This is a genomic window from Candidatus Oleimmundimicrobium sp. (genome assembly GCF_030651595.1).
Taxonomy (GTDB): Bacteria; Actinomycetota; Aquicultoria; order UBA3085; family Oleimmundimicrobiaceae; genus JAUSCH01.
Map to the genome: position 1 here is coordinate 1 of NZ_JAUSCH010000004.1, position 12,215 is coordinate 12,215.

The 12,215-nt window shown below is 39.0% G+C and carries 12 protein-coding genes; all 12 read left to right on the plus strand.

The genetic code is table 11. From position 1 onward, the window contains the following. Positions 1-766: aminotransferase class I/II-fold pyridoxal phosphate-dependent enzyme (locus tag Q7U95_RS00070; RefSeq protein WP_308751229.1), on the plus strand; the 766-nt coding region annotated here is incomplete at its 5' end. Then, positions 763-2,142 (plus strand): cobyrinate a,c-diamide synthase, encoded by a 1,380-nt coding sequence (locus tag Q7U95_RS00075; protein ID WP_308751230.1) that lies wholly within the window; start codon positions 763-765, stop codon positions 2,140-2,142. The genes Q7U95_RS00070 and Q7U95_RS00075, both read left to right, overlap by 4 nt. Further along, a complete protein-coding gene (gene cobT, locus Q7U95_RS00080; protein WP_308751231.1) occupies positions 2,142-3,197 on the plus strand; it encodes a nicotinate-nucleotide--dimethylbenzimidazole phosphoribosyltransferase in 1,056 nt (351 codons plus the stop codon). The genes Q7U95_RS00075 and cobT overlap by 1 nt, the downstream gene beginning before the upstream one ends. A 1-nt stretch (position 3,198) precedes the next feature. Then, positions 3,199-3,798, plus strand: a complete 600-nt coding sequence (cobC, locus tag Q7U95_RS00085) for an alpha-ribazole phosphatase (RefSeq protein WP_308751232.1) — start codon at positions 3,199-3,201, stop codon at positions 3,796-3,798. Positions 3,799-3,927: 129 nt separating this feature from the next. Then, positions 3,928-5,028 (plus strand): histidinol-phosphate transaminase, encoded by a 1,101-nt coding sequence (gene hisC, locus Q7U95_RS00090; protein ID WP_308751233.1) that lies wholly within the window; start codon positions 3,928-3,930, stop codon positions 5,026-5,028. A 248-nt stretch (positions 5,029-5,276) separates the two neighbouring features. Further along, positions 5,277-6,299: a 3-deoxy-7-phosphoheptulonate synthase gene (aroF, locus tag Q7U95_RS00095; RefSeq protein ID WP_308751234.1), complete on the plus strand. Its 1,023-nt coding sequence runs from the start codon at positions 5,277-5,279 to the stop codon at positions 6,297-6,299. Position 6,300: 1 nt separating this feature from the next. Continuing rightward, positions 6,301-7,419: a prephenate dehydrogenase gene (locus tag Q7U95_RS00100; RefSeq protein ID WP_308751235.1), complete on the plus strand. Its 1,119-nt coding sequence runs from the start codon at positions 6,301-6,303 to the stop codon at positions 7,417-7,419. Positions 7,420-7,447: 28 nt separating this feature from the next. Then, positions 7,448-8,746, plus strand: a complete 1,299-nt coding sequence (gene aroA, locus Q7U95_RS00105) for a 3-phosphoshikimate 1-carboxyvinyltransferase (protein ID WP_308751236.1) — start codon at positions 7,448-7,450, stop codon at positions 8,744-8,746. Beyond that, on the plus strand, positions 8,743-9,414 hold the full coding sequence (cmk, locus tag Q7U95_RS00110) for a (d)CMP kinase (RefSeq protein WP_308751237.1): 672 nt from the start codon (positions 8,743-8,745) through the stop codon (positions 9,412-9,414). The genes aroA and cmk overlap by 4 nt, the downstream gene beginning before the upstream one ends. Beyond that, positions 9,404-10,027: a lysophospholipid acyltransferase family protein gene (locus Q7U95_RS00115; protein WP_308751238.1), complete on the plus strand. Its 624-nt coding sequence runs from the start codon at positions 9,404-9,406 to the stop codon at positions 10,025-10,027. Before cmk ends, Q7U95_RS00115 begins: the two co-directional genes overlap by 11 nt. A 3-nt stretch (positions 10,028-10,030) precedes the next feature. Beyond that, positions 10,031-10,864, plus strand: coding sequence for a 4-hydroxy-3-methylbut-2-enyl diphosphate reductase (locus Q7U95_RS00120; protein WP_308751239.1), 834 nt, complete (start codon positions 10,031-10,033; stop codon positions 10,862-10,864). Between the two features lie 44 nt (positions 10,865-10,908). Further along, complete coding sequence (locus Q7U95_RS00125; RefSeq protein WP_308751240.1) at positions 10,909-12,213, plus strand: DUF512 domain-containing protein; 1,305 nt, start codon at positions 10,909-10,911, stop codon at positions 12,211-12,213. Positions 12,214-12,215 lie beyond the last annotated feature (2 nt).

Sequence of the window (12,215 nt, forward strand, 5' to 3'; positions counted from 1 at the left end):
TGCCATAATTTCTACCGGTGGCGAAAGAAAGAATCTGAATTTACAAAAGGATAAAAATTTTGCTTTCCCGCTTGATTTGACAATATCGGAACTTAATGATGTTGACATGCTTTTTCTTTGTAATCCAAACAATCCTACGGGCAATCTTTGTTCAAGGGATAATCTGGTTGAGTTGCTAGGGGAAGCGAGAAAAAAAGACGTGTTTGTTGTGGTTGACGAGGCGTTTATGGATTTTGTGTTAAAGAAAGAAGACTATACTTTAAAGCCGCTGGTAGATGAATATAGTAACTTGGCTATTTTAGGCTCGCTCACGAAGTTTTACTCGCTTGCGGGATTGAGGGTAGGATATATTGTTTCAAACGAGTCTTTAATCTTTGAGTTGAAGAATAAGACGTCCGCCTGGAATGTAAATGGACTTGCCCAAAAATCTGCTGTTCTTGCACTTAAGGATGGAGATTTCGAGAGATTTTCTTTAAAGAAAAATATTGAGGCAAGAGATAGGCTATTTTCTTCTCTGAGCAAAATTTCCGGTCTAAGAACCTATCCATCACAAGCTAATTTTTTGTTAGCCGAGGTCATATCGGCTGATTTTAATCCGGAGAATTTCCACGCGGATTTACTTGAGTGCGGTTTTTATGTAAGAAACTGCGCCTCGTTTGACGGTCTCTCAGAAAGATTTTTTAGAGTGGCCATTAGAAGCGAGGAAGAGAATTCAAACATAGTTGAGGCAATCGAAAAAGTTTTATTGGAGTGTGGACGCAAGTGAAAATTCCAAGGATTGTCATAGCCGGAACGCATAGCGGTGTGGGTAAGACCTCGGTTGCAATTGGGCTCATGGCTTCGCTTAAGAAGAGGGGGTTTAAAGTTCAGCCTTTTAAGGTTGGCCCCGATTACATTGATTCTTGCTACCATGAACTTGCTTCTTGCAAAAAATCGAGAAATCTTGATAGTTGGATGGTTGAGAGAGATGCGCTTCCGGAGATTTTTCTTCATGGCGCGAAAGGCTCGGATATTTGTGTAATTGAGGGCGTAATGGGCTTATTTGATGGGTACGATGGCACGAACGAGGTTGGGAGCACGGCTGAAATTGCAAAAATTCTCGATTCACCGGTGATTTTGGTTGTTGACGCGGGCAAGATGGCAAGAAGTGTGGCTGCTTTGGTTAAGGGGTATGCCGAATTTGATAAAGATTTAAATATTGAAGGAGTTATTTTAAATAACATTGGTAGCAAGGGTCACTATGAAATGGTTAAATCAGCGATAGAAAATAATCTTGATTTAAAAGTCTTGGGATATTTGCCACGAGATAAAAAACTTAAGATACCTGAGCGACATCTGGGTTTAATTTTCCCGAATAAAAAACCCATTGCGCGTGAGATGGTTGGGTCAATTACGGAATTTGTGGAGAAATTTATAGATGTCGATGATATAATTTCTGTTGCTCAAAGAGCACTTCCAATTGAGATGACTTCTAATAGTTCGTTTGCCGAGAATGTTTTTGGGAAAGGGATTCGTCTCGCGGTGGCAATGGATGAGGCGTTTTTCTTTTACTATCCAGAAAACCTTGAATTAATTGAGTCCCTCGGTGTTGAGATAGTTCCTTTCAGCCCGGTAAATGACGGGGATTTACCTCAAAACATTCATGGTATTTACATCGGCGGTGGATACCCGGAGCTATTCGGGGAAAAACTGGAAAAAAATATATCCCTTAGAAATGCAATTAGAACTGCGATAGAGAATAATATTCCTTCTTACGCGGAATGTGGTGGGTTGATGTATTTAGCGGAAAAACTAATTGCTTGCGACGGCAAGGCCTACGAGATGGTTGGGGTGTTTCCCGCTGTGGTGAAGATGAAATCCAAGTTGGTGTCCTTGGGTTATGTTGATATCAAAGTTGGTTCGGATAACGTGCTTGCAAAGGAGGGGTGGAGACTTAGAGGACATGAATTTAGGTGGTCTGATATTGAAGTTGGCGGGGAAATTGTAAAGACTTATTTAGCCAAGAAAAAAGGAGAACGTAAACTTGAGGGTTATGCTTTCAAAAATCTTTTGGCATCTTACGTACATTTACACTTTAGTGCAAAACCTCAGGTTGTTGAGCGGTTTGTTATGAAAATGAAAAAATTTAAGGAGGAATGTTGATGAGTTTAGAAGTTGCAAAAAATAAAATAAGAACCTTAGATGAGGGTGCCATGGAGCTTGCTCAGAAGAAGCTGGACTCTTTAACCAAGCCGCTTGGTAGTTTGGGGGTTTTAGAGGAAATAGCGAAGAAAATTGCCGGAATTACCGGAAACCCTCAACCAAAAATCGGTAAAAAGGCGATAATTGTCATGGCCGGAGATCACGGTGTTGTTAAAGAAGGGGTAAGCGCTTTTCCTCAGGAAGTGACACCTCAGATGGTTTACAATTTCTTAAATGGCGGAGCGGGAATTAACGTTTTGGCAAAACATGTGGGCGCTGATGTCAAGGTTGTTGACATTGGAGTTGCTGCTCCCCTTGAAGCGAGCGGCTTAATCTCGCGTAAGATAAAAATGGGTACCGACAACATGGCCAAAGGGCCTGCTATGTCAAAAGATGAGGCTATAGCCGCAATTGAGGTGGGGATAGATATAGCTGAAAATGCGATAAATGAAGGGGCTACCATTTTGGGAACAGGAGAAATGGGAATCGGCAATACCACTCCGAGCAGCGCGATTACCGCGGTTTTTGGAAAAGTTTTAGTTGAAGAGATTGTTGGAAAAGGAACAGGGATAGATGATGATAAGCTTAATCAAAAAATAAACATAATTAAGGAAGCAATTCGGGTTAATGAACCCGATCCAACCGACGCGATCGATGTTCTGGCTAAGGTCGGGGGATTAGAGATAGCCGGTTTAGCTGGCGTTATTTTGGGGGCGGCGGCTAATCAGATACCCGTTGTTATAGATGGATTCATTTCCGGGGCAGCCGCTTTGGTTGCTTCAAAGATTGCGCCCGAATCGGCAAACTATATGATTGCTTCGCATGTTTCTGTAGAGCCGGGCCATAAAAAAGTTTTGGAGTTGTTGGGTTTAAAGCCGATGCTTTTTATGGATATGCGTTTGGGCGAGGGGACGGGGGCCGCTCTCGGAATAAATCTGGTTGAGGCAGCTTCTAAGATAATAAACGAGATGGCAACGTTTGAAGGTGCCGGCGTTTCTGAAGCGGGGGATAAATAATATGACCAAGGTTTATTTGGTAAGACATGGAGAGACCGAGTGGAATTCAAAGGGGAAATATCTGGGTTTGACCGATATTCCCTTGAACAACAACGGGGAACGTCAAGCCAAAGCGTTGTCTTCATTTCTGTCAAAGGAACGGATTGATGCGGTTTATTCGAGTGCTTTAACGCGCACAATTCAGACGGCGAGAATTATTGCAGAGCCACACGGACTCAATGTTTGTAAAGTGCCTGGATTAAATGAGATTGATTTTGGTGAATGGGATGGGTTAACGTATTTTGAGATTAAAGATAAGTATTCAAATCTTGCTGATGATTGGTTGAACAAAACCTCGGAGGTTCAAATTCCCGGTGGAGAGACTTGGGATGATTTTAAGACACGTGTTTTGAGTGGTCTGAGGAAAATCTTAAATGAAAACGAGAACAAAAATATCCTGATAGTCAGTCACGGTGGGCCTATTAAGACAATAATCAGCGATATTCTCGGTTTAGAATTGACAAGTTTTTGGAAGATTACCCAGGACAGAGGGGCACTTAATATTGTGAAGTTTTTTGACGAGGGGGCAACAATAACTCTTCTTAATGATACATACTATTAAAACTGCAAGGAGAGAGCTTAGTGTGCTGTTAGCAGGTAATCTTATTGAGTCTACTTAATCGTTGTGTTAAAATTTATTAGTTGATTAGGCCGACACATAGGTGTCGGTTTTATTCTCTAAAGGTGAGGAATGAAAAATTTTTTACGTTCGGAGCTTGATATATTAAAATCATACAGTCCCGGAAAACCAATTTCTGACGTGAAGCGCGAACTTGGACTTAAAGAAGTTATAAAATTGGCTTCCAACGAATCTCCATACCCTCCTTTTCCGGAGGCAATTGAGGCAATTTGGTCTGCTCGAAATGAAGCTTATCGTTACCCCGATAGTGGTTGTGTTGAGCTTAAGAACAAGTTGGCGTCGTTCTTGGATGTTCTCGAGTCAAATTTAATGATAGGCAATGGCTCAAATGAACTTTTGAGATTGTTGGCTCAGGTTTGTTTAAATCCCGGTGATGAGGTAATAATGGCAAATCCATCATTCATTGTTTATCCGACCGTTACCAAAATTATGAACGGTGTTTGCAGGGAAATCCCGCTGAAAAACCATAAACACGATCTTGTTAAAATACTGGATGCGGTAAATGATAAAACGAAGATTGTCTTCATCTGTAATCCAAATAATCCTACCGGAACAATTGTTACAAAAACCGAGGTGGAAGATTTTTTGCGCAATGTTCCCGATGGAGTGATGGTTGTTTTTGATGAGGCGTATTTTGAGTACGTCGATAATAAAAATTATCCCAATGGCCTCGATTATTTTAGTGAAGATAAACAAATCGTGGTTCTTAGGACCTTTTCAAAAATTTATGGGCTTGCCGGATGCAGAATCGGTTACGGGATTGCTTCACGATCCATTGTTTCTGCCGTAAATAAGATAAGGGAACCGTTTAATGTTAATCATCTTGCCCAAGTTGCAGCAATGGCCAGTTTAGGCTGTAAAAATCAAGTGAAAGAAAGAAAGAAATTAAATTTAGAGCAGAAATTTTATTTATATAAAGCATTCGACGAAATGGGCTTGGATTATGTTAAATCGGAAGCGAATTTTATTTTAGTCGATGTTAAGAAGGATTCAAGAGAAGTCTTTGATAAACTTCTATATAAGGGCATAATTATTCGAACGGGTAATATTTTTGGTCTCGATTATGAAGATTATATAAGGGTAACAATTGGAACTCCCGAGGAGAACAAAAAATTTATAAAAGCTTTAAGAGAAGTATTAAGTAGCAGATAGCAGAGAGTGTAGAGCAGTGAGCTTAGAGAATAGAGCTTAAAAGAATTAAAAATTAAAAATTAAAGATTGAAGATTGGAAAGTTGGAAACGGAGAGTAAAGAATGAAAGATGAAAAACTACCTGCCTGCCGGTAGGCATGGTAATGTAAAATGAATAATGCTTTAAAAGCTTTTCATTTTAATTTTTTTTACTTATTGTTCTTAATTTGACATGGCTAACAACTAACGACTAATAGCGGGGTGTAAAAAATGATTGTTGTAATGAAAGAGGGCGCAAGCCAAAAAGAAATTGAGCATGTAATAGACAAGCTTAAAGAAGTGGGCGTGGATACGCATGTCTCCGAGGGAAAGTATAGGACAGTTATTGGTGTAATAGGAGAAGAGGACGTAGTTGCCGCTGTCCCGTTAGAAGTGTTTCCCGGTGTTGAAAAAGTAATGCCGGTGCTTAAGCCATATAAATTAGTAAGTCGTGAGTTTAAACCGGAAGATACAATAATTAAAATAGGAGATAGTTTAATTGGCGGGGATTATTTTGCTGTTATTGCCGGTCCTTGTTCGGTGGAATCAGAAGAGCAAGTTTTAGCTACTGCCGAGGCAGTAAAAGATGCAGGAGCTACTATGTTAAGAGGCGGGGCCTTTAAACCCAGATCTTCGCCTTATAGTTTTCAGGGTTTAGGTGAGGAAGGGCTTAAAATTTTAGCGAAAGCTCGTGATGTTACAGGCCTCCCAATTGCGACAGAAGTTATGGACACAAGAGATGTGGCGTTGGTTGCTAAATATGCCGATGTATTACAGGTTGGCGCGAGAAATATGCAAAATTTTCAGTTACTTACAGAGGTAGGGAAACAGCGTAAGCCGGTCTTGTTGAAGAGGGGTTTCAGTAACACGATTGAGGAATTTTTAATGGCAGCAGAATATGTGGCTAAAGCCGGGAATAAAGACATAATTTTATGTGAAAGAGGCATAAGGACGTTTGAAACATATACCAGAAATACGCTTGACATAAGCGCCATACCTTTAATAAAAAACTTGAGCCATCTTCCGATAATTGTGGATCCCAGTCATGCTACGGGTAGAATTGATTTGGTTGAGCCATTGAGCTTGGCCGCCATTGCGGCTGGGGCCAACGGTCTTATGATTGAAGTACATCGAAATCCGGAAGAGGCTTTATGCGATGGTTCTCAATCTTTAACACCCGCGTCTTTTGCCGAAATAATGAAAAAAATAAGTTCTTTGGTAAATACTTTTGGAAAAAAGATGAAGGTTGATTAATTTGAGTGATTTTAAGCAAGTTTCAATAATAGGAGTGGGACTAATCGGGGGTTCGCTGGGATTGGCAATAAAAAATTTGCCCAATTCTCCAAAGGTTGTAGGTGTTACCAGGCGACAAGACACGATAGATAAAGCGAAAAAAATAGGTGCCATCGATGAAGGTACTTTATCGATGGAAGAGGGAGTAAAGGGCTCGGATATTATTTTTGTTGCTACACCTGTTGGTGTTGTTGTTGATATTGTCAAAAAAATCTTACCATTTTTAAATGAAAACTGTATTGTAACTGATGTTGGTAGCACTAAATTCAATATTTGTCACAGTGTTGAAGAATTTTTACCGTCAAAAATTCATTTCATTGGCGGACATCCAATGACCGGGTCTGAGCACGAAGGAATTTCTGCGGCAGATTCTAATCTTTTTAAAAATGCTTATTATATTTTAACTCCTACTTCAGCAACGGATATGAGAGCTTTTAAACAGCTACATCTTCTTTTAACTAAAATTGGGGCAAATGTAATTGCCATTGACCCTGATAAACATGATGAATTGGTTGCGGTTGTAAGTCACCTGCCTCACCTGCTTTCAGCTACCTTAGTGAATTTGGCGCATAGCTATACAAGTGAAAAAGAAAATCTTTTACTACTTGCAGCTGGCGGGTTTCGTGATATGACCAGGATTGCTGCCGGTAATCCCTCAATGTGGTTGGATATCTGTTTTGAAAACAGGGACGCAATTTTAAAAGAAATTTGTGAATTTCAAAAAGAACTTGATGAATTAAAAGAGATAATTAAAGAAAAAGACAGAGATGGCTTGGAAGCAAAACTTGAAAGTGCAAGCATTGTAAGAAAAAATCTCCCCTTAATTCTTCATAAAGATATTTCTCAGTTTCGCGAAATTTCAATTTCTGTTAAAGATAGACCGGGAGCCATTAGTGATGTTACAGTCGCGCTTGGGAATATAGGGATAAATATTGAGGGGATAGAAATAGTTCACTTAACTGAAAGTTCCGGTTTGATTAAATTAGTGATTACAGATTCTCAAGCAGCCGAAAGAGCGGCAAAAACTCTAAAAGACAAGGGTTATAAAGTGGAGATAAAAGATGTTTATGAAAAAGAATAAAGATAAAAAATTATTTGGTGAAAAATAAATGGATTTGATGATAAACAAGGCTTCTGCCCTTAGCGGAAAAGCAAGGGTTCCGGGAGATAAATCAATATCGCACCGGGCGCTAATATTAGGGGCAATAGCTGAAGGTGAAACTCATATTTCAGGATTTTTGCCTTCGGTTGATTGTTTAAGTACTTTAAACTGCCTGCTTTTACTGGGTGTGAAAATTGAGAGATTGAGTTCAACTGAATTAGTGATTAAAGGAGTCGGGTTGAGGGGCCTCAAAGAAGCTAAAAATGTTTTAGATTTAGGCAACTCAGGTACGACAATGAGAATTATGTCCGGTATGTTGGCCGGGCAAAACTTTTCCTCGACATTAACCGGTGATGATTCTTTAAAAAGAAGACCCATGGGCAGAGTCATAAAACCTTTGCGTTTAATGGGAGCAAATATATGTGCCGAGGACGAAGGGGATAGAGCCCCGATTAAAATTACTGGACAGCCCCTTAAGGGAATTATCTATAAAACACCTGTTCCGAGTGCTCAAGTTAAAAGCTGTGTTTTACTGGCTGGACTTTTAGCTAACGGAAAAACGTGTGTTATAGAAGAAATAAAATCCAGGGACCATACGGAACGGCTTTTGAAACACATGGGGGTTGATATTGAAATATCCGGTAACGAAGTATGTGTTCGAGGGGGTAGCAGACCTAAGGCGGTGAAAATAGAAATTCCCGGTGATTTTTCATCAGCTTCATTCCTTATCGTGGCGGCTATTCTCACTGAAAAATCGGACATAATCATCAAAGATGTTGGCATTAATGCTACCAGAACGGGACTTTTAAGTGTTTTGACAGAAATGGGCGCTAACATCAATATTTTAAATGAGAAGACGATATATGAGGAGCCTCGAGCGGATATTTGGGTAAAATCGAGCAAATTAAAAGCTTTGACAGTCGGAGGCGAACTTATTCCAAGACTGGTAGACGAGTTACCAATTTTTGCTGTTGCCGCAACTCAAGCGAGTGGGACCACTATTGTTAAAGATGCTAAAGAGTTGAGAATAAAAGAGACAGATCGCATAAGGGCAATATGTTCTGAGCTTAGAAAATTGGGAGCTGAAATCGATGAATTTGAAGATGGTTTTGCGATTCACGGTCCTTGTAAATTAAAAGGAAATATTTGCTCATCTTTTGGGGATCACAGGATGGCAATGGCGCTTGCAGTTGCCGGAATGTGTGCTGAAGGAGCTACCATAATAAAGGATTCGGAGTGCATAGAGGTGTCATTTCCGGGATTTGAAGAGATCCTTAAATCTTTGGTAAAGGGGAAAAATACTTGATAATAGCGATTGATGGGCCGGCTGCTTCTGGTAAAAGCACCGTAGCCAAAGAGATAGCAAAAAGATTGAGCCTTTACTATTTAGACACTGGTGCAATGTATCGAGCTTTAACTTGGAAAGCGCTTCAAGAAAAAATTAACTTATCCGACGAGGCAGCTCTTGTAAAACTTGCAAATAATGTAAAAATTTCTTTTAAAGAAGATTTTGTAAATGAGAAATTACAGGTAAAAACATATCTTGACGGGTGCGATGTAACAGACGAAATTCGTTTACCTCAAGTAAGCAATTGTGTTTCAATTATAGCCAAGGTGCCAGCTCTAAGAAGAGTTATGGTGGAAATTCAACGAAGAATGGCAAAAGGTAAAGATGTTGTTGTGGAAGGTCGCGATATTGGGACATGTGTATTTCCTGAAGCTGATTATAAATTTTTTCTTAATGCTTCAGCAAAAAAGCGTGCAAGAAGAAGATATCTTGAACTGAAAAGCAAGGGTCATGATGTAGAAATATCATCATTAGAAAAAGAGATAGTTTCTCGTGATACAATTGATAGTACCAGGCCAACCAGTCCTCTTGCCAAAGCTTGTGATGCTTATGTGATTGACACCACAAAAAAGACGATTGAACAGGTAATTCAAGAAATCCTTCGGATTGTAGGGGATGAGAGTTAAATTGGAGGAAAAGAAAAACTTTTTTTATACTTTTATTATCTGCTTGTTTTTTGTTGTCTTAAAACTGTTTTACAGATTAAATATTATCGGCAAGAAAAACATTCCAAAGACCGGGCCGGTTATTTTAGTGTCAAATCACAAAAGTAATATTGATCCTTTTGTAGTGAGCGCGGTATTGTATCCCCGTAAAATCCATAGCATGGCAAAAGAGGAACTGTTCCGAAATCCAGTGCTAAGTTTTTTTTTCAGGAAGCTCGGTGCTTTCCCAATACACAGGGGAAAATATGATAGACAAGCTTTTAAAAATTCACTTGAAGTTTTATCAAAAGGTCAGGTTTTTGCTCTTTTCCCTGAAGGGAGAAGAAATCGTTTAGAGGATGATAAATTAGGGCCTTTGCACAAAGGAGCCGCCCTCATTGCGATTAAAAGCGGCGCCCCGATTATTCCTATGGGAATCAAAGGGACCGGAAAGATATTGCCTAAGGGGAAGTTGATACCAAGGTTCCCGAAGATTAAGGTTAAGATTGGTGAACCGATACCATTGATTGACGATAAAACAAAACTTACCGAAAAAATCGGTGAAGCAATTTCATCAATTTTAGGAGAGATATAAACAATGAAGGTAAAAGTAGCTAAAGAAGCAGGATACTGTTACGGGGTGGAGAGAGCACTAAAACTTGCTCAAGAGGCAGTTGGTAAACTACCTGAACCAATTTGTACTTTGGGGCCGATAATTCATAATCCCCAGGTTGTTGATTGGCTTAAAGGTAAAGGGATTGTGTCAGTAGATAGTTTAAATCAAATTGATAAAGGGACGATAATTATTCGTTCTCACGGTGTTGATCCGAAGGTAAAGATTGAGGCAAAAAAGAAGGGGTTAGAAATTATCGATGCTACTTGTCCTTTTGTAAAAAAAGCTCAACATTGTGCCAGAAAGCTTATAGAAGAGGGGTATAATCTTGTAATTGTCGGAGAGCGAAATCATCCTGAGGTAATTGGGATTTTTGCTTATGCCGGGGGTAAAGCGGTTGTGGTTGAGAACGTTAAGGACATTAAGCAGCTTTCTAACTTTAAAAAAGTAGGTATTGTTGTTCAAACTACCCAGCCGATTGAAAATTTAAAAAAAGTTATAAACGCGTTGATTCCAAAAACGGAAGAAATTAAAATATTTAACACAATTTGTGATGCTACAGTTAAAAGGCAGATAGCTGCGAGGAATTTAGCACAAGATGCTGACTTGATGTTGGTTGTTGGTGGGAAAAATAGCGCCAATACTTCAAGGTTGACTCAAATTTGTGCTGAAGTTAATCCAAAAACATATCATATTGAAACTGCTTCAGAAATTAAAAAAGAATGGTTTAAGGGTGTTAATTTTGTTGGAATTACAGCTGGAGCATCTACTCCCAATTGGATTATTGATAATGTGGCAAAGGTTGTTAAAAAGCTGTAGTGAGAAATTGTTTGATTATTTTAATAATACAAGGGCGTTTAAATATGATTGCAAAAATTGATAAAGTAAGAAAAGGTAGTATCGCTGACATGGCCGGAGTTCGAGTCGGCAATATTTTAGAGAATATAAATAATATTCCTCTGAGGGATATTATTGATTTTCAAATTTACTCTGACCCTTCAAAGCTTAATCTTAACATCTTACGCAACGGGCAAAAACTCTGCATTAAAATAGAAAAGGCGGAAGGCGAGCCGCTTGGGGTTAAATTTTCGTCATCAATTTTTGATAAATTAAAATTCTGCAAGAATAGGTGCCTTTTTTGTTTTATAGACCAACTGCCGCCTCGCGTTAGAAAAAGTTTGCTTATAAAAGATGATGATTATCGACTTTCTTTTTTGTATGGAAACTTTGTTACGTTAACAAATTTAAGTGATTCGGAATTGGAAAGAATAATTGAACAGCGCTTAAGCCCGCTTTATGTTTCACTTCATTCTACCGATTTAGCGATTCGTTCTAAACTAATTAGACCAAGGGCTGGAGATAAGGCCCTTGAATACCTTAAACGTCTCTTAGACGCGGGCATACGTATTCACATACAAATTGTTCTCTGCCCAGGCATAAATGATGGTGACAACTTAATGCACACCCTTATTGATCTTTCCACTAATTATTCAGGGATTGAATCAGTGGGAATTGTACCGGTCGGGCTTACGTCTTATAGAGAAAAACTCTATCCATTGCGCTCCTTTACCCCAAATGAAGCTGGTTCGTTAATTGAAGAAATAGAAGTTTTTCAAAAAAAATTTTTAAAGACTAGGAATTTGTCCCGAGTTTTTCTTGCGGATGAATTTTATTTAATGAGTGGCAAAACTTTGCCCGACAAGGAACATTACGGGGATTTTCCTCAAATTGAAAATGGTATTGGTTTAGCCCGCCTTTTTTTAAGCGATTTTGAGGAGGCATTAGCGAAACGCGCCAATGCTCTTAAGCCTTTAACCGGAACCGTGCTAACCGGAGAGATGCCGGAGTCAATATTAAAAGAGGCGTTTGCCAAACTAAAAAAGTTTAATATTTATTTAAAAGTAAAAAAAGTTCCTAACAAGTTTTTTGGCGGGGAAGTGAATGTGACCGGGTTGGTTACGGGCTCTGATATTTTAAATACTGCAAAAGATGAAGATTTTGAAGCGCCTCTTTTTTTACCTGATATTATGTTGAATGAAGGTAAGTTATTCTTAGATGATATAAATCTCAACGAACTTGAACAAAAATTAAAGGTTCCGATTTGTTTGGTTTCGACCAACGGAAAACAATTTATCGAAGATTTAATTAAAGTAAGCAATAGGAGTTGATG